The organism is Pseudomonas sp. IT-347P (assembly GCF_949768005.1).
Taxonomy (GTDB): domain Bacteria; phylum Pseudomonadota; class Gammaproteobacteria; order Pseudomonadales; family Pseudomonadaceae; genus Aquipseudomonas.
Genome location: NZ_CATKPQ010000058.1, coordinates 147,529 through 165,315, shown reverse-complemented (window position 1 = coordinate 165,315; position 17,787 = coordinate 147,529). Strand labels below are relative to the sequence as shown.

At 60.3% G+C, this 17,787-nt stretch carries 17 protein-coding genes and 2 pseudogenes; 8 read left to right on the top strand and 11 right to left on the bottom strand.

Annotated features, from left to right (window positions below; translation table 11 throughout):
• Window positions 1-30: 30 nt before the first annotated feature.
• Window positions 31-1,278: a TIGR03862 family flavoprotein gene (locus tag ACM6IV_RS25005; RefSeq protein WP_414872070.1), complete on the top strand. Its 1,248-nt coding sequence runs from the start codon at window positions 31-33 to the stop codon at window positions 1,276-1,278.
• A gap of 363 nt (window positions 1,279-1,641) precedes the next feature.
• Here the strand turns inward: ACM6IV_RS25005 and ACM6IV_RS25000 are convergent, their stop codons facing one another.
• Window positions 1,642-2,979, bottom strand: a complete 1,338-nt coding sequence (locus ACM6IV_RS25000; protein ID WP_414872069.1) for a DEAD/DEAH box helicase — start codon at window positions 2,977-2,979, stop codon at window positions 1,642-1,644.
• Between the two features lie 52 nt (window positions 2,980-3,031).
• Window positions 3,032-3,967, bottom strand: coding sequence for a drug/metabolite exporter YedA (yedA, locus tag ACM6IV_RS24995; RefSeq protein WP_414872068.1), 936 nt, complete (start codon window positions 3,965-3,967; stop codon window positions 3,032-3,034).
• A gap of 164 nt (window positions 3,968-4,131) precedes the next feature.
• Between yedA and ACM6IV_RS24990 the strand changes: the two genes are divergently transcribed.
• Window positions 4,132-4,587 carry an Lrp/AsnC family transcriptional regulator gene (locus tag ACM6IV_RS24990; RefSeq protein WP_414872067.1) on the top strand — a complete coding sequence of 152 codons (456 nt, stop codon included), beginning with the start codon at window positions 4,132-4,134 and terminating at the stop codon, window positions 4,585-4,587.
• A gap of 47 nt (window positions 4,588-4,634) precedes the next feature.
• Here ACM6IV_RS24990 and ACM6IV_RS24985 read toward each other — a convergent pair whose 3' ends face one another.
• The 4 genes from ACM6IV_RS24985 to ACM6IV_RS24970 form a co-directional block, all read right to left on the bottom strand.
• On the bottom strand, window positions 4,635-5,576 hold the full coding sequence (locus ACM6IV_RS24985) for an IS110 family transposase (RefSeq protein ID WP_414872066.1): 942 nt from the start codon (window positions 5,574-5,576) through the stop codon (window positions 4,635-4,637).
• 314 nt (window positions 5,577-5,890) lie between these two features.
• Window positions 5,891-6,496 (bottom strand): PolC-type DNA polymerase III, encoded by a 606-nt coding sequence (locus ACM6IV_RS24980; RefSeq protein ID WP_414872065.1) that lies wholly within the window; start codon window positions 6,494-6,496, stop codon window positions 5,891-5,893.
• 22 nt (window positions 6,497-6,518) lie between these two features.
• The gene (locus ACM6IV_RS24975; RefSeq protein ID WP_007949802.1) at window positions 6,519-6,998 is read right to left on the bottom strand and encodes an NYN domain-containing protein; all 480 of its coding nucleotides are present in this window, start codon (window positions 6,996-6,998) and stop codon (window positions 6,519-6,521) included.
• 138 nt (window positions 6,999-7,136) lie between these two features.
• The gene (locus tag ACM6IV_RS24970; protein ID WP_414872064.1) at window positions 7,137-7,892 is read right to left on the bottom strand and encodes a DUF2076 domain-containing protein; all 756 of its coding nucleotides are present in this window, start codon (window positions 7,890-7,892) and stop codon (window positions 7,137-7,139) included.
• Between the two features lie 178 nt (window positions 7,893-8,070).
• Here ACM6IV_RS24970 and ACM6IV_RS24965 point away from each other — a divergent pair, with 178 nt between their 5' ends.
• From ACM6IV_RS24965 to ACM6IV_RS24955, 3 genes are all read left to right on the top strand, one after another.
• On the top strand, window positions 8,071-8,745 hold the full coding sequence (locus tag ACM6IV_RS24965) for a YciC family protein (RefSeq protein WP_414872063.1): 675 nt from the start codon (window positions 8,071-8,073) through the stop codon (window positions 8,743-8,745).
• A 75-nt stretch (window positions 8,746-8,820) separates the two neighbouring features.
• The gene (locus ACM6IV_RS24960) at window positions 8,821-9,900 is read left to right on the top strand and encodes an endonuclease/exonuclease/phosphatase family protein (RefSeq protein WP_414872062.1); all 1,080 of its coding nucleotides are present in this window, start codon (window positions 8,821-8,823) and stop codon (window positions 9,898-9,900) included.
• Window positions 9,901-9,951: 51 nt separating this feature from the next.
• The gene (locus tag ACM6IV_RS24955; RefSeq protein WP_414872061.1) at window positions 9,952-10,872 is read left to right on the top strand and encodes a hypothetical protein; all 921 of its coding nucleotides are present in this window, start codon (window positions 9,952-9,954) and stop codon (window positions 10,870-10,872) included.
• A 133-nt stretch (window positions 10,873-11,005) separates the two neighbouring features.
• Here ACM6IV_RS24955 and ACM6IV_RS24950 read toward each other — a convergent pair.
• Window positions 11,006-11,161 (bottom strand): annotated as a pseudogene (locus ACM6IV_RS24950) (ABC transporter ATP-binding protein); the annotation flags it as partial.
• Between ACM6IV_RS24950 and ACM6IV_RS24945 the strand changes: the two are divergent.
• A pseudogene (locus tag ACM6IV_RS24945) lies at window positions 11,157-11,285 on the top strand (LysR substrate-binding domain-containing protein); the annotation flags it as partial. The pseudogenes ACM6IV_RS24950 and ACM6IV_RS24945 sit on opposite strands and share 5 nt — an antisense overlap.
• A 78-nt stretch (window positions 11,286-11,363) precedes the next feature.
• Here ACM6IV_RS24945 and ACM6IV_RS24940 read toward each other — a convergent pair.
• The 3 genes from ACM6IV_RS24940 to hrpB all read right to left on the bottom strand — a co-directional run bounded on the left by ACM6IV_RS24940 (window position 11,364) and on the right by hrpB (window position 15,023).
• Window positions 11,364-11,789, bottom strand: a complete 426-nt coding sequence (locus tag ACM6IV_RS24940; protein ID WP_093434651.1) for a hypothetical protein — start codon at window positions 11,787-11,789, stop codon at window positions 11,364-11,366.
• 13 nt (window positions 11,790-11,802) lie between these two features.
• Window positions 11,803-12,375: a hypothetical protein gene (locus ACM6IV_RS24935; protein ID WP_414872060.1), complete on the bottom strand. Its 573-nt coding sequence runs from the start codon at window positions 12,373-12,375 to the stop codon at window positions 11,803-11,805.
• A gap of 128 nt (window positions 12,376-12,503) precedes the next feature.
• A complete protein-coding gene (gene hrpB / locus ACM6IV_RS24930) occupies window positions 12,504-15,023 on the bottom strand; it encodes an ATP-dependent helicase HrpB (RefSeq protein WP_414872059.1) in 2,520 nt (839 codons plus the stop codon).
• A gap of 364 nt (window positions 15,024-15,387) precedes the next feature.
• On the opposite strand from hrpB, the gene ACM6IV_RS24925 reads away from it, so the two are divergent.
• Window positions 15,388-15,807: a polyribonucleotide nucleotidyltransferase gene (locus ACM6IV_RS24925; protein ID WP_414872058.1), complete on the top strand. Its 420-nt coding sequence runs from the start codon at window positions 15,388-15,390 to the stop codon at window positions 15,805-15,807.
• 12 nt (window positions 15,808-15,819) lie between these two features.
• On the top strand, window positions 15,820-16,728 hold the full coding sequence (locus ACM6IV_RS24920; protein WP_414872057.1) for a cation diffusion facilitator family transporter: 909 nt from the start codon (window positions 15,820-15,822) through the stop codon (window positions 16,726-16,728).
• On the opposite strand, the gene ACM6IV_RS24915 is transcribed toward ACM6IV_RS24920, so the two are convergent.
• Window positions 16,722-17,729 carry a DUF6515 family protein gene (locus tag ACM6IV_RS24915; protein WP_414872056.1) on the bottom strand — a complete coding sequence of 336 codons (1,008 nt, stop codon included), beginning with the start codon at window positions 17,727-17,729 and terminating at the stop codon, window positions 16,722-16,724. The two genes, ACM6IV_RS24920 and ACM6IV_RS24915, sit on opposite strands and share 7 nt — an antisense overlap.
• Window positions 17,730-17,787: the final 58 nt, after the last annotated feature.

Genomic DNA, 17,787 nt, shown 5'->3' with positions numbered 1-17,787 from the left:
CGCCTTATCCCGCCATACCGCAGCGCAGCCATGACCCAGACTTCCGCCCCCTCCCCCGCTCACGTCGCCATCATCGGCGGTGGCCCTGCCGGCCTGATGGCCGCCGAAGTGCTGAGCCAGGCCGGAATCCGCGTTGATCTCTACGACGGCATGCCTTCGGTGGGCCGCAAGTTTCTGCTGGCCGGCGTCGGCGGCATGAACATCACCCATTCCGAAGCCTACCCGGCGTTCCTGTCACGTTACGCCGAGCGTGCTCCGCGAATCGCGCCATTGCTGCGCGGCTTCGACGCCGATGCGTTGTGCCAATGGATTCATGATCTCGGGATCGAAACCTTCGTCGGCAGTTCCGGCCGTGTGTTCCCCACCGACATGAAAGCCGCGCCGCTACTGCGGGCCTGGCTCAAACGCCTGCGCGACAGTGGTGTAGTTATCCACACCCGTCATCGCTGGCTCGGTTGGGATGAACACGGCGCTTTGCGCATCGACAGCCCGGAAGGTGAAATCACCGTGAAACCCGACGCCACCCTGCTCGCCCTCGGCGGCGGCAGTTGGGCGCGCCTCGGTTCGGATGGCGCGTGGATGCTGCCCCTGGAGCAAAAAGGTGTAGGACTGGCGCCGTTGCAGCCCAGTAACTGCGGCTTCGAAGTGCAGGCGTGGAGCGAATTGATGGTCAGCAAATTCGCCGGCGCACCGCTGAAAAACATCGCCATCGGTCTGAACGACGACGTCCCGCGCTTGGGCGAATGCGTGATCACCGCGACCGGGATTGAGGGCAGTTTGATTTATGCGCTGTCGGCGCCGATTCGTGAGGCGATCAATCAATATGGCGCGGCCGTCATTCACATCGATCTGCTCCCCGGGCGGCCTGTGGATAAATTGCAGGCGGCGTTGAGCAAGCCACGCGGTTCGCGTTCGATGGCCAAGCATTTGCACAGTCAGGTCGGGATTGATGGGGTGAAAGCGGCGTTGTTACGTGAACTGACTGACGCGGCGACCTTCGCTGATCCGGCGCTGTTGGCTCGGGCGATCAAGGCGTTGCCGCTGACCTTGGTGAAAACCCGACCGCTGGACGAAGCGATCAGCAGCGCCGGGGGCGTCAGGTTCGAGGCGATGGATGAGCGCTTGATGCTCAAGGCGCTGCCGGGGGTGTTCTGCGCAGGAGAAATGCTTGATTGGGAAGCGCCGACGGGCGGCTATTTGCTGACGGGGTGTTTTGCCAGCGGGCGGGCGGCGGGGTTGGGGATTGTGCAGTGGCTCAAGTCCGAGGCGTCTGCCTGAACCCTCACCCCAGCCCTCTCCCAGAGGGAGAGGGGGCCGACCGAGGTGTCTGACGTCATCCATCGACCTGAAAGACTGAGTCGATTATGGGTTTGGTCAACCGACCGAGGTGTCTGACGTCATCCATCGACCTGAAAGACCGAGTCGATTATGGGTTTGGTCAACCGACCGAGGTGTCTGACGTCATCCATCGACCTGAAAGACTGAGTCGATTGTGGGGTTTGTCAGCCGAGCGAGGTATCTGGCGAAGGTCCTGTTGATTATGGATTCACAGCAGTAGGGTCAGGTCGGCGTAATTCCCGAATATCCCCCAATCAGTCCCCTCTCCCTCGGGGAGAGGGTTAGGGTGAGGGGCTTTTGACTTTAAGGCTTACGCTTACGCGGACCGGTATTGAACACCGGCACTTTGCGCACAGGCTTGATCGATGGCTCCGGCGCCTGAGTCTCGCCACTATCAACCCACTTGCCCAGATTGCGCTTGCCGCCACCCCCGGTAGCTTTCGGCTTCTTCGGTTTCTTCGGCTTCTTGATCACCTGCCCACTGGCGTCGGTGTCCGGCACACGGTGCTCAGGCTCGAAGTCCGGCTCGTTCTGACGTTTCAAGGTCTGGCGCGTCAGCATCTCAATCGCCGACAGCATGTTCACTTCATCCGCGCACACCAGCGAGATCGCCTCGCCCGTCGCGCCGGCACGGCCGGTACGACCAATTCGGTGGATGTAGTCTTCAGCCACAATCGGCAGATCGAAGTTGATCACCAGTGGCAAATCTTCGATGTCCAGACCACGGGCAGCCACGTCGGTGGCCACGAGAATCTGCACTTCACTGAGTTTGAAACGATCCAGCGCACGCTGACGGGTGGCTTGCGGTTTATCACCATGGATACCGTCAGCATTCACACCCAGGCCCTGAAGCTTTTCCACCAGCGCATCAACGCCATTGCGGGTCTTGGCAAACACCAGTACCTGCTTCCACTTGTTCTTGCGCATCAGGTGCACGAACAGTTCGGCCTTGCGCTTCTTGTCCACCGTCACGATCCACTGCTTGACCGTGTTGGCGGCGACGTTGCGCGGGCTGACTTCGACGGTCAGCGGATCATTGAGCATCTGCCCGGCCAGCAGGCGGATGTCATCGGAGAAGGTCGCGGAGAACAGCAGGGTCTGGCGCTTTTTCGGCAGCATGCGATAAATGTTCGCCAGTTCTTCAGAGAAGCCCAGGTCGAGCATACGATCGGCTTCATCCAGCACCAGAGTCTGTAACTGATCGAGTTTCAGCGCGTTCTGGCGGAACAGGTCGATCAGGCGACCCGGCGTGGCGACCAGCACATCGACGCCGCCGCGCAGCTTCATCATTTGCGGGTTGATGCTGACGCCGCCGTACACCGCATAGGTGCGCAGCGGCAGGTTTTCGGCGTACTGGCGCACAGACTCATGAACCTGCTCGGCCAGCTCGCGGGTCGGCACCAGAATCAGCGCACGCGCCGAGTTGGCAGCGACTTTCGGCCCTTCCATGGCCAACAGCTGCAGCAGCGGCAAGGCGAAACCGGCGGTCTTGCCGGTGCCGGTCTGCGCGGCAGCCATCAGGTCACGACCGGCCAGCACGGCCGGAATGGCTTGCGCCTGAACCGGCGTCGGGGTCTGGTAGCCGAGCGTCTCAAGGGAGCGCAGCAAGGGTTCGATCAGGCCAAGGGTGGCGAAAGTCATGGGAGTACCGTAGGAAAATTCAGCGCGGGTGTGCAATGCCGCGCAGTTTACCCTAATTCGTACGCGGTTCTGTTGGAACGGCTGGCGGCGCCACGACTGGCGGCTGTGCTGGCCGGCGCCACTGCGGCAGGCCGATCAGCACCACGGCGCTGATGATCACCAGCATCGCCAGTGCCTCCTCAATACCAATGGTCTCGCCGACAAACACAATCCCCAGCAACACCGCCACCGCCGGGTTGACGTAGGCATAACTGGTCGCCGCTGCCGGGCGCACGTGTTTGAGCAGGTACATGTAGGAATTGAAGGCGATGATCGAGCCGAAGAAGATCAGATACGCCAGCGCCAGCCAGCCTTCAATCGGTGGCAGCGCTTGCAGGTGTTCACCGCTCGCCGCACTGCCGATCAGCAGCACCACACCGCCCACCAGCATTTCCACCGCACTGGCCATCGCGCCCTGCGGCAACGGCAAATGTCTGCTCCACACCGAACCAAACGCCCAGGTCGCCGCCGCGAAAATCAGCAACGCTGCGCCCAGCGGACTCGATTGCAGATTGGACCCCATATTGAGCATGGCAATACCGACAATCCCCAACGCCACTCCGGCCCACTCCAGGCGCGTGTTGCGCGCGCCCCAGAAATAACCAAACAGCAAAGTAAACAGCGGCACCGTCGCCACCGCCAACGCCGCCACGCCCGAAGCCACCCCGGTGTGCTCGGCCACGCTCACCGCGCCGTTACCGAAACTGAGCAGCAAAATCCCGATGAGCCCCGCCGCTTTCCACTGCGCCCAAGTCGGCGCCGGTGCCCCGCGCCAGCGCAGGAAGGCGTACATCAGGCTGCCGGCAATCACGAAGCGCACCCCGCCGAGCATCAGCGGCGGCCAGTATTCGACGCCGAGGCGAATCACCAGATAGGTCGATCCCCAAATCACGTACAGGGCGAAAAACGCGGCGATCAACGGCAAGGAAAAACGGCGCAAGGCAGGCATGGGCAGCTCGAAGGTCAGGGGTAGCGGATGGATTATTCTAGAAAGGCGCGCGGGCAAAAATAAGTTACAAAACCTGTTTATAGCGCCGATACACTTTGGAAATCACGGAGATCGACGGCGTAAACCGCGATTTCGAAAGTCTTGCATTTTTCAGGAGTCTGGCCGTGGACAAATACGACCGCATGCTGCTCAGCGCCCTGCTCGAAAACGGTCGCGCGTCCTACGCCGACCTCGCCCGCAAAGTGAACCTCTCCGCCCCCGCCGTCGCCGAGCGCGTGGCCAAGCTCGAGGCGGCCGGGGTGATAACCGGGTATGAGGCAAAAATCGACCTGTCGAAAATCGGTCTGCCGATCCAGTGCGTGATCGAACTGCGCCTGCACCAGAACGGCAGTCAGAAGGTGTATGACGAACTGGTGAAAATCCCGCAGTTGACCGAGTGTTTTCGGGTCACGGGGGATTCGTGCGTGATCATGAAAGGCGCAGTGGGCTCGATGCCGGAGCTGGAAGAGTTGATCAATCGCGTAGCGAAATTCGGCTTCAGCAAGACCTCGATTGTGTTGTCGAGCGCGATCGAAAAGCGTGTGCCGCTCGGCCAGATCGAAAGTAACGGCAAATCCTGATGACAATAAGCCCTACTGTGGGAGATTCTATGGTTGAGGGGAAGCCCTCAACTGACTTTTGCCTGATATTCGCTTTGCCCTTTCAGCAAGGCGAATACCACCCGAGCAAGTTTGCGAGCCAGCATCACCAACGCCTGCGTGGTGCTGAAACCCCGTGCTCTTTGGGCTTCGTAAAACCCTTTCCAGGCTATCGTACGGCTAGCCGACATCGCTGCGTTGTGCAAAAGTCGACGGGCCTCGGGGTCTCCGCGCTTGGTCAAGCTGCGGCGACCGTCCTTTTGCCCTGATTTCGATACCCGTAAATCCATTCCCAAGAAGGCGATAAACGCATCCGCGTTGCTAAATTCCCCCCGCTGAAACGCCGTGAGCAGGCGCGCTCCGGTCAGAAATCCAATGCCCTCAACTTTCAGGCAACGCTTCAATTGGCCGAGCAAACCGGCTTGTTTGAGCTGATCGTTGATCGTCTTTTCGATCATCGTTTCAAGCCGCTGCATGGATTTTATTTGTTCAGCAAAAGCTGCCTTCAACAGCGGCTCATTCGACCAGCTCTGCACCAGGCCGACCCTGGCCTGGACCAAAGCCGCGCGGCGGCGGAAAAGGCTCAGGAGCTGGCGGTACAGCGGTGATGGCGGAGTCCAGGGGTGCAATTCCTCGGCTTCGTTCTTCAGATAACGGGCCAGCAGCTTGGCATCCAATGCGTCGGTTTTGGCGCGGATCTTCACGCCTTCGCGGTAATGTTTGAGTTCATAGCCGCCCACCATGTAAACCGTGCAACCGGCTGCATAGGCCAAATCAGCGAATTCCAGGTGGTAGATGTTGGTTGCCTCAATGGCAATGGACACGGGGCCGAGCAAGGCCTTCAGCCACTGCTTGATGGATGTTTTGGTGTTGGGAATCGCTTCAAGCAAATCGCTATCGGCCTGATAAATCACCAGTTCATTTTTGGCGACATCCACGCCAACGATCGGATTTGATAGAGCGACTGGCATTGCCACAGGATTTCCTCCGGGATAAGGTTTGAGCACTTGAAGGGCTCACCCAGAGGCGCAGGCTTGTTCCTATCGTCGGTCTAGCCAGATGCATTCTTTATCGGCGCTTGGGTGAAAGGAGGAGGGGCGAAATCTCCCACGGTCTGTGCTGCGTCAACAGTCAGAATCGAGCCTTGTCCCTCCTCCTCCCTTCAAGTCCTACCATACAAGCGAGCTTGCTCGCGAAAGCGGTAGATCAGTCACATAGAAGTTGAATGACACACCGCATTCGCGAGCAAGCTCGCTCCCACAGGGTTTTTGTACTGGATTCAGGATCAGCGGTAACGCTGCAAGTGTTCGCTGACTTTCGCGGCAGGGACTTTCTGCAGTTTGCACAGCAGGTCGTGCGATAGCTCGCTGACGCCGTGCTTGTGCCGCAACTCTTCCGCCAAATGCGCCATCAGGTTGGCCGCCATCTCGGCATCGGCCATGGCCCGGTGAGCCTGGCCCGTGTGTGGCAGGCGCGCGAAGGTGGTGAGGGTGCCGAGCTTGTGATTCGGCGCCGCAGGCATCAAGCGCCGTGCCAGCAACAGCGAACAGGCAAAGTTCTGCAATCGCGTGCGTTTGATCCGCCCCAGTTCAAAATCCCAGAACTTCTGGTCAAACGAGGCGTTGTGGGCGACCAGTGGCGTGCAGCCGACAAACTCATTGACCTCTTCCATCACCCGCTCCGCCGGCGGTGCAGTGCGCAGCATGGCGTTGCTGATGCCGGTCAGTTGTTCGATGAACGCGGGCACGCGTACACCGGCATTCATCAGGCTCTGGTAACGCTCGACGATACGGCCGTTTTCCAGCATGACCACGGCGATTTCCGTGGCGCGGCAGCTGCTGTTCGGCGACAGGCCGGTGGTTTCAAAGTCGATGACTGCAATGCGTTCCAAACCGGGTTCTACTCCGTTCAAATTAATTCTTGAGCAACAGCGCGCCTTCGATCGGCACATAACGGCTGGCCGCGCGGATCAGCGAGTTGGCGGTCAGGCCCGGTACGCCGTAGGCGACCGCTTGCACGCCGTGTTTGCTGATGATGCGCTCCAACAGCATGTCGAAATCACCGTCACCGGAGGCCAGGACGATTTCGTCGACGTGGTCGGCGGCATCCATGATGTCGAGGGTGATGCCCACGTCCCAGTCACCCTTGGCCGAGCCGTCGCTGCGCTGGATGTAAGGCTTGAGCTTCACGGTGAAACCGAGGTTGCGCAGGATCTGCTGAAACTGCTGCTGTTTGCTGTCGCCGCGATCGATCGCGTAGGCGTAGGCCTCGACGATCTGCCCGTCTTTGCTGATGTCTGCCCACAATGCGGCGTAGTTGAAATGACAACCATAGGCCTGACGCACGGTGTAGTAGAGGTTCTGCACGTCGGCGAACACTGCGATTTTTTTCACCGGAGTTCCTGTGGGCGCGCAAGCGCACGAAGCGGGATCAGGCGCCAGGCCCGAAAAAGGCGCTCAGTATGCCAGTCCGAAGGAAGGTTCCGCGAATAATCAGCCCGGAGCCCTCACGGGCTCCGGACGAATGGTGAATCAGACGAAGGAATCGTCGTCATCAAAGAACGATGAGCTGTCGTCGCTGTAGTCGGTGTCGCTGAATCCGCTCTGGTCATTGCCAGAGAAGCCGTTATCGGCCACACGCAGGTCATCGCCCCAACCGTTATTGCTCTGGTCAGCGACCTGTGCCGGTTCTTCCTTGATCACTTCAACGATTTCTTCCGGTTGCTGGTTGTGGTGGAACAGGCTGCTGATGCCCTGCGCCAGCATCACGCCACCGGCCACACCCGCCGCCGTTTTCAAGGCGCCGCCGAGGAAGCTGCTGCCCGCAGCCGGAGCCGCTTGCTGCGCATAATTAGGCGGCGCTGCGCCGAAGTTCTGTTGTGGCGCCGGGGGCGCATAATTCGGCTGAGGTGCCGGTTCGCGCCAGCCGCCAGTCGAGGCCGGGGCGCTCTGGGTTGGCGCCGGACGCGAGTTGCCACCAAAAATGCTCGACAGGAAACCACCTCCACCGCTCGACGCCGGAGCGGTACTCTGGGCCTTGGCCGACTGCAACTCAGCCTGCAAACGCTGGACTTGCTGAGTCAATTGCTTGTTCTGCTCGTCGAGGCTCTTTAGCGCCGCCTCTTGCACCAGAATCGCCTGGGTCATGAAATAACCTGCCGCCGGCTGGCGGGTCAGGTGTTCCTTGATCCGCGCCTCTGCCTGGGCATCACGCGGGGCTGCCTCCGTTTCGGCCTGTTGCAGCCGGGAAAACAGTCCATCGATCAGGGTTTGCTCTTCGCTGTTCATGGCGACCTCATAGATTGCCGGGGATCACATTGCCCTCGTCCACGTTGGCCGAGGTGCTTTCCTGTAATGGAGACGGTGACAAAACGTTTCAATGACCTTTACCGAATGTTTACGTTTGTGTCGCGCCAGCCATCATCGGTTAAAGTGAGCCACTGTTTTCGACCTGCGATACCGACTGATGAATGCCCTAGAAGTACTGCGCGACTCTCTGTATTTTTTCAAACGCCATTTGGGCAGCATCGTACGGTTGTGCCTGCCGCTGGTGATCTTCGAAGCGTTCCTGCAACAGGTGGTCGATCACGCCAGCGGGCCGGAAAACATCTCGGCGATCAGCATCGTCGTCGGTTTGCTGGTGTATCCGCTGTACACCGCGGCGCTGATTCTGTTCCTCGATGCGCGCAGCCGTGGCGAGGCGCCGCGCAACCGTGACCTGCTGGCGATGGCCGCCACTCTGTGGCCACGCTTCGCGCTGCTCACGGCGCTGAATACCTTGCTGATCCTGTTGGGCCTGTCGCTGTATTTCCTGCCGGGCCTGATGTTGATGGTCATGCTCGCGTTCGGTGAATACTTGTTGGTGCTGCGCGGCATGGGCCCCTTGCAGGCCATGAAGGAAAGCCTGCGCCTGACCCGTGGGCATTTCTGGCGGATCCTGCTGTGTATCCTCTGCGTGATGACGCCGCTGTGGTTGCTCAAAGGCGCGACCTTGGCGGTGTACCCCGAACCGCAAAACCCCATGATCGCGATCCTGATCGACAGCGCTCACAGCTTCCTGCAACTGTTCACCAGTGTGGTGTTGTTCCGCCTGTTCATGCTGATCAGCGAATTGCCTGACAAACGTGACAGAACAATCTGACCGCTCTGCGCTTGGGCTTCGCGACGGCCGTCAGGTATGCTCGGGACCACTTTCTGTAACGCTATAAGCCGAGCCATGACCCGTCTACTGCGCTACACCCTGTTACTTGTCGTGCTCGCCATCGTCCTGATCGGCGGGCTGATGTTCAGCCTGACCTGGCGCCCCGACGCCCGCGAAACCCTGCCCGTCAGTTGCACGGGAACGCCACCGACGCTGGTGCCGGGCCAGGCATTGAAAGTGATGACCTGGAACGTGCAGTACCTCGCCGGCAAGCGTTACGTGTTCTGGAATGATCTGGCCAAGGGCAACGATGAAGCGCCGACCCCGGAGGACATGGCTTTCAGCCTCGACGAAGTGGCGCGGGTCATCCGCGACGAGCAGCCCGATGTCGTGCTGTTGCAGGAACTCGATGACGGCGCCAAGGCCAGCGATTATCAGAATCAGCTCAAGCTCTTGCAGGAACGGGTCGCCGATCTCTACCCATGCAGCGCCAGTGCGTTCGACTGGAAAGCCGAAGTCGTCCCCGATCCGCACATTTTCGGCAGCGTCGGCCGGCAACTGGCGACGCTGAGCCGCTACCGCATCGAACACGCCGAGCGCCTGCAATTGCCAGTGGCCCCGGCCAATGTCATCAGCCGTCAGTTCCAGCCGAAAGACGCTTTGCTTGCGACCAAACTGCCTCTGAGTGACGGCGGGCAACTGACCGTGTTCAACACGCATCTGGAGCGTGCCAGTCAACCGGACGACGCTTTGCAGGCGCAAGTGAGCGCTGTGGCCAAGGTGCTCGACAAATATGAGAGTCAGGGCCTGCCGTGGTTGATCGGTGGCGACTTCAACCTGTTGCCGCTCGGCCAGTATCGTCGCCTCCCCGCCGAGCAGCGCACGCCCTACTCCGCGGACAGCGAACTGCATGTGCTGTGGGACAAATACCCAATGATCCCGACCAACAACGAAGCCAGCGGCATCGACCGTGCGCAGTGGCTGACCCACTACCCCAACGATCCCGGCCTGAGTGGCCCGGACCGCACGGTTGACTATCTGTTCTACAGCCCGAAAATCAAGCGGGTGCAAGCGAGGGTGCGCCAGGACGACACGTTGCGCATCTCCGACCATCTGCCGGTGATTGCGCGCTTTCTGCTGCCGGCAGCGCCATAGACAGGGCTGAGGAAGATCGCCCCGTCGCCCGACTTCACGATATGGAATCTCATGAAAATCTTATTGGTGTGCAAGGACATTGGTGGTTACGCGCGCAAACTGGCGGACTATCTGATGATCGACAACGACGTGTGTTTCATCGATACCTCGTCGATGCAGAACAGCTTTGATCGAGCGCCGAAGATCTTGCGCCGCCCGCTGAAACGCTGGGCGCATTTACGCCAGTTCAATAAAGCCATTGCTGCGCACGGGCGATTTGATGTTGCGCTGATCATCAACCCGGCCCAGATCGATGCGAAACAATTGGCCGCCGGACTCAAAGTCTCTGACCGCAAGATCGCCTACCTCTATGACAGTTTCAGTCGCTGGCCGATGACCCGAGAGGAACTGGCCGGCTATGACGAGGTGTTTTCGTTCGACCCGCAAAACGCCGAAAGTTATGGTCTGAGGAAACTGCACAACTTCATTTACGACGACTACATCGCCGACGGCGAGCCCGGTGACTACTCGGCGTTTGTAGTGATGGCCGGCAAGGATCGGGTGCCGGTGCTGGAAGGCCTGGCGAAGGCTTTTGATCGACTGGGGGTCACTGACTACAAGTTTCTGGTTCAGTGCAAACCGATCCCCGGGGCGCATCCGGGCATCACCTTCCTGGAACAGAGAATATCGCTGGAGTCCGCGGGTGAGCTGGTCAAGCGCTCGCGGATCATTCTCGACATTGCCAAGCCCGGCCAGGCCGGGTTGAGCTTCAGGTTCTTCGAAGCCATGGCCGCACGGAAGAAAGTCATCACCGACAACAAAAGCGTTGTCGACTACGACTTCTACAATCCGGCCAACATTCTCGTGATCGATGAGGCCAATCCGGTGATTCCTCAATGGTTTATTACTGAGCCGTATGTCGATATCCCTGAACACATCTACCAGAAATACACCCTGCCGGGATGGGTCAAAACGGTCTTCGCCTTGCCGTGACAACAGCCTCGGCCACGAAACCCTGTGGGAGCGAGCCTGCTCGCGAATGCGCTGTGTCAGGCAATAATACATCGACTGACACTACGCCATCGCGAGCAGGCTCACTCCCACAGGGTTTTGTGCCGAGTCTGACTCAATGCACCTCTTCGAGGTCGCCATGGAGCAGCCCGAAGATCTGCCGTTTCATATCGAGGAACGAGCGCTCCATGACCATGTCCAGTGCGCGCGGGCGCTCGATCGGCACGTCGAGAATCTGCTTGATCCGCCCCGGTCTGGCGCCCATCACATACGCGACGCTGTACCTGCCGCAGTTGATCGCCGGGTTCTCGATGCTGTATCCGGGGGTTCAACTCCGCATCCGCGACGGTGAACAGCAAGAGCTGGTGCAAGGCCTGACCTCGGGTGCATTCGATCCTCAAGCGCGGGCAACTGACCAAACCGGCGCAGTTGTTCGCCGATTATTGCCGCGAACAACTGACCGCAAAGACCGCTCACATGCCTGGCGGAATATAACCGGGGACATACCTGACATTGGTGCACTTGCCATGCAGGATCCGTCCGTCTTCGATCAGGAACTGCGCGATCTTCTTCTGTTGGTTGATTTTCGCCTGCAATTTGCAATCGGAACTGTGCCCGACTTGTTGATAGTGCTCGGTGTACACCATGCCATTGCCGGTATGGGTCATCGAAGTCCCGGCCGCTTCGGTGGTGGTCCAGCTCGCGGACTTGTACCAGGTCAGCACCGCCAAGGGTTCTCCGTTCGGACCGATCTCCTTTTTCATCGAGTCGGGTTTGCCAAACAAGTCCAGCGCTTCCTGCGCATCGCGCCCTTCCCAGCGGCTTTGCGCAATGGTGGAACAGCCAGTCAAGAGCAACGCGGCCAACACGGTGGCCAGCAATAAACGTATGTAAGTCATGGGCTGTCCCGGCTTATTTTTTCAGTTCGAGCAGACTGTCGATGTTGTCCATCATCTGGCTCTTTTCCTGAATCGGTGCAAGTTTGAAGAACATCTGCTGCAGCATCTGGATCATCTGCATGTATTCCATCTTGCCCACGGCGGCCATGTCGTTTTTAGCCCGACTGCCCGGCGCGCAGGCAAACTTCAGCGCTTGCTGGACCCAGAACTCTTTCGGGGTCTGCCATTGGTTGGCAACTTTCAGATGACGCAGGGTGTAAGCCAGACGCTCGATGGATTGGCCATTGATAAAACGTACCTTGCCCGTAGAGCACTGGGCTTCGAGGTTGTACACGTCGATCATTGGTTTGCCGGGCTCTTCATAAACCAGGGTCACAGCGACCATGGTCGCGCCTTTGGTTTTTTCCGAGGGCACCACCGAGGTCGCATCCGCCACGTACATGATGTTTTTATGGGCAACGCCGTTGCCGTAGATAATCCACCAGTCGCCAACCGGGTTGGGCTCTTCGGCATTTGCCGAATGGGAGGCAAACAGCAGCGCAGCCGACAAGAAGATCAACTTCTTGAACTTGAGAAAAGATGACATGGGCAGTTCCGTTCCTTGGGCACAGGTTGCCAGGCAGCAACTTGTTATTGTTCGGGCCGCCACTTTAGGAGGCGGCCCGAACAGGGGCAATTAGGACGGATGGGCTAATGGCGCGCTGCCATTGCTGCTCAGGTGCCCCGAGGCTTCGCCCGCGCCGTGGCTTCGGCGACCAGGGGATCGTCCGGCCAGTAATGTTTCGGATAGCGACCCTTCAAATCCTTTTTCACCTCGGCATAGGTACTGCGCCAGAAGTTGGCCAGATCCTGCGTCACTTGCACCGGCCGCCGCGCCGGCGACAACAAGTGCAGCTTGACCACCTGCCGCCCGCCGGCAATCCGCGGCGTATCCGCCAGCCCGAACAACTCTTGCAAACGCACCGCGAGAATCGGCGGAACCTCGCTGTAGTCCAGACGAATCGACGACCCCGACGGCACGCTCAGATGATGCGGCGCCAGTTCATCGAGCTTCTGCGGCAGCGGCCATGGCAGTAAGTTACGCACCATGCTCGACAGGTCGAGACTGGCAAAATGGCTGAGCCGCGAGACCTTGCCCAGATAAGGCATCAGCCAGTCTTCGAGGGTATCGAGCAACGCCGCATCGCTGACATCGGGCCACTGACTGTCAACGTGATTGCTTAACTCCAACTGCCGCAACAACGCCACCCGCGCCTGCCACTGCCGCAGTTCCGGCGTCCATGGCAGCAGCTCCAGACCTTTGCGCCGCACGAGATTGACCAGCGCCTGACTGCGTGCATTTTCATCGAGACCGGTCAACGGTTCACGGCTGAGAATCAGCTCGCCGACCTTGCGCTGGCGCTCGGCGCGCAGTACGCCTTCGCGCTCGTCCCAGTCCAGTTGATCGACGTTGCGCACCTGTTCGGCGAGCACTGAATCGAACAGCGCCGGATCGAAATCCGCTGCCAGATAAATCCGTTCTTCGCGCTGGCCCTGACGGCTGCCGAGATCGGCGATGACGATCCACGGCTCTTTCATCAGGCTGTCGGCCTCGGCGAACAATGCCGCACGACCATTGGCCAGGCGATACTCGGCGCCGCCGGCACGCCGCTGTTGCGCGACACGGTCCGGATAGGCCAGCGCCAGCAAGGCGCCGAGCCAGCGCGGATGCTCGGGATCACTGACCGGCTCGCTCGCCTTGCCACGCAGATAACCGCGATATTGCCGCGCCAGTTGCCTGGCACGCTGCACCCCACCCTGCGCGCCGCGAGCCGCACGTTCTTCGCCAGAGAGCAAAACCAGGCGACTGTGCAAATCCGCCCCGGCGCCGCGCAAGATGTCGCGCTCGCCCAGCAGCGCAGCGACATCACAGGCCATGTTCGCCAGACCCAACGCCTGTCCGCGCAGGAGCAAATGAGCGATGCGCGGATGCGCCGGCAATTCAGCCATGGCCTGACCGTGACTGGTCAGAGTTTCACCGTCCAGCGCGCCAAGCCGTTGCAACAAATCCTGCGCCTGCGCATAAGCGGCCGCTGGCGGAATATCCAGCCAGACCAGTTCGCCCGGCGTCACACCCCAGCGCCCCAGTTGCAATGCGAGGCTGGCGAGATCCGCCGAAAGAATTTCCGCACTGCCATACGCTGCGAGTTGTTCGTGCTGATCCTGCGACCACAGGCGATAGCAAACCCCCGGTTCCAGTCGCCCTGCCCGACCTGCACGTTGCGTGGCGCTGGCCTTGGAAATCCGCTGAGTATCGAGGCGCGTCATGCCACTGCCGGGATCGAACCGCGGCACCCGCGCCAGCCCGGCATCGATCACCACCCGCACGCCGTTGATGGTCAGACTGGTTTCGGCGATGTTGGTCGCCAGCACCACTTTGCGCTGCCCGGTCGGTGCCGGATCGATCGCCGCGCGTTGCGCATTGAGGTCAAGTTCACCGTGCAACGGACACAGCAACACATCGCTGCGCTCTCCGATCGCGTCGGCTAATTGTTGATGGACGCGGCGGATTTCCGCCTGCCCCGGCAGGAACACCAACAGGCTGCCGGTTTCATCGTGCAGCGCTTCAAGCACGGTTTGCGTGACACGTTGATCGATATATTCGCCGGGCTGAAACGGCCGGCCCCAACGCATCGCCACCGGGTACATACGGCCTTCGCTACGCAGGATCGGCGCATCATTCAGCAACCCGGCCAGACGTTCACCTTCGAGCGTGGCGGACATCAGCAAAATCTTCAGCGGCTGTTCAGCCCGGAAGAGCTCGCGACCGTTCAGACTCAGGGCCAGCGCCAGATCAGCGTCGAGACTGCGTTCGTGGAATTCATCGAAAATCAGCAGGCCAACGCCTTCCAGCGCCGGGTCATCCTGCAAGCGCCGGGTGAGAATCCCTTCGGTGACCACTTCGATGCGAGTGTTGGGGCCGACCTTGCTGTCGAGACGGATGCGATAACCGACGGTTTCGCCGACCTTCTCGCCCAGCTCGCTGGCCAGACGCTCTGCGGCTGCACGCGCGGCGAGACGGCGCGGCTCAAGCATCAGAATGGTCTGCCCGGCCAGCCACGCTTCATTGAGCAAGGCCAAGGGTACGCGGGTGGTTTTACCGGCGCCGGGGGGTGCTTCGAGCACCGCTTCGTGGCGCGTCGCCAAGGCTTCACGCAGGGCGGGTAAAACTTCATCGATTGGCAAAGAATTCATGCTGGCTCCCCAGGGCGTGCCCACAGTAAATTGCGAGTCGTGTTAAAGCTGTGAGCGTGCCAGGCAAGGCGCGGGACGCAGGTAAGGGTCGTTTCCTTGCCAAGTCCTGCAACGCAGCATGGCGCGCTCACAGCTTTAGCCCGGAGGGCCGAACCCCGACAGGATTCATTAGCCTTCACGCGGTGTCGATCTGGAGAAAACAACTTCAATCCTCAACATATTTCGGTAGGGGTGAGACGAGGCCGCAATTTACTGTGGGCACGCCCTGCCAGCGGCGAGTATAACGGCGAACTGCTGAGCGTTCGTCAGGGTCTTAACTTCATACAACGACGCTTCGTTCTTAGATGAATCAGGAGATTTTCCCATGCGCTTACCTTTTCGCCTGATCGGCGGTGTACTGGTCGCCACCCTGCTCACGCAAATCACGGCGTGCGGTTCGATTTTCTACCCGGACCGGCGCGGTCAGATCGACGGCAAGATTGACCCGGCAATTGCCGTGCTCGACGCCGTGGGCCTGCTGTTCTACATCATTCCCGGGCTGATCGCGTTTGCCGTCGACTTCGCCACCGGCGCGATCTATTTCGAACCGGGCCACACCGCGCAGATCGATCCAGCCAGACTCAAACAAGCCATCGGCCCGGACGGTCAGGTCGATAATCACAAGTTGCAGGCTATTCTCGAAAGCGAGTTGGGCCGAGATTTCCCACTCGACGACCCGCGCCTGATTCAACACAAAGGCAGCACTCAACAACTGGCGATGTTCGGCCTGCAACCCGCCGCTTAACAAGGACGTTCAATGACCTCCAGCCCCGAACACGCCCGCCTGCTCAGGCTGGCGACCCGCGCCTCGGTGGCGGTGGCCTGCACGCTGATCATCGCCAAAGCCATCGCCTGGTGGCTCAGCGGTTCGGTGAGCATGCTCGCCGGCCTTACCGATTCGGCGCTGGATGGCGTCACTTCGCTGCTCAATTTGCTGGCAGTGCATTACGCGCTGCGCCCGGCCGATGACGATCACCGTTATGGCCACGGCAAGGCGGAATCGCTGGCGGGGATGGCGCAGGCGCTGTTCATTGCCGGCAGTGCGGTATTGATCGCGTTTCAGGCTTATGAACGCATCCAGCATCCTGAACCACTTGGCGCGCCGTGGCTGAGCATCGGCGTGATCGTGTTCTCGCTGCTGCTGACGGTGGCCTTGCTGGTGCTGCAGCATCGAGTGATCAAGCAGACCGGTTCCAACGCCGTGCGTGCCGACTCACTGCATTACCGATCGGATCTGTTACTCAACGGCAGTATTCTGCTGGCGCTGGTGTTGGCCGGGTTCGGCTGGCATCAACTGGATGCCTGGTTCGGACTCGGCATTGCTGCCTATATCCTCTGGAGCGCCATCCAGATCGCCCGGGAAAGTTTTTCAGTGCTGATGGATGAGGAGCTGCCAACAGACGTCAGCCGGCACATGCTCGAACTGGCCTGCAGTGTGCCGGGCGTGTTGGGTGCGCATGACTTGCGCACGCGGATCTCCGGCAACCACTGGTTTGTGCAGTTGCACTTGGAATTACCGGGAGAATTGACCTTGTCAGTGGCCCACGGCATCAGCGATCAAGCCGCCGATGCCATTCACAAAGCCTACCCGCGAGCCGAGGTGCTGGTGCACGCCGACCCGCAGGAAGTGGTCAAATCCGAACGGGTGCAAACCCGGCTTCAGTAACTGACCTGATAACCGCGACTGCTCAGGCAATTGCCCTGCGCCTGACGGTACGCCTGCACCACTTCGGGCGCCGGTTGATAGGTCGCGGTGCGCGGATCGAAACCGCTTTGCTGCACCGCGTACTGATAGCACTGATAACCGTCCTGCTGCACTTGCTGCGGCGACTGGCCGTTGGCCGGATAGGCCTCGACGTCATAACCCTGAGATTGCGGCTGCGGCGGTTGCTGCACCGGCGGCTCGACGACCACGTAATCCTGGGTCGCTTCCTGATAGGCGTAGTAGGCACCGGCGGCGAGGAACAACAACGAACCGCCGATCCACACTTCACGGGCATAATCCGGCAAATACTGGATGCGAATCCCGCGCGGTGGCTGCACGACGATGTAGCGCGGGCCCTGCGGGCGATACCAGTAACCACCGGAATAGAAGTAATCCTGACCGCGGTACGGCACGCGGTAGTCACGATCCGGGAAACGCTCGATCACATGCCCCGGCCGATATTGCGGCCCCGGCCCCCAGCCATTGCCATGACCGTCGGGACGGCCCGGCCAGCGATGATCGTTGGGCCGGTTGCCGGTCTGCCATTGCTGATTGTGATAGCCGTTCTGCGGACGTTCGTCGCGGTAGTAGCCCTGGCGCGGTTCCTGAGTCTGGCGCACAGCATCGGGCCGTGGCTGGATCGGCAGGCTGTTGGCCGGCAGCTGCGGCGGCTGGCGCACCGGGTTGGGGTTGTACCCCGGACGGTTCTGATCGCGATTCTGCCACTGACCATTGTTGTTGCCGTTGTGCTCGAACTGGCGGCTGTTGTCGCCACGAATGATCTCGTTGTTCTGCGGGCGCGTCTGATGATCGCCGCCACGCCCCTGATTGTTGCCCTGATGGTCCTGACCATGGCCACCGCCATCCGGCCCGCGATTCTGCGGCTCGTCAGCGAGCGCTTGCGCACCGATGCTCATACACAGCAAACCAACACCGGCCAGACGCCAGATGCGCGAATTCATGCTTTTCCTCACTGCGGGGTTGGGACCTATAGCTAAGACCCGGGACAGGTACACCGGG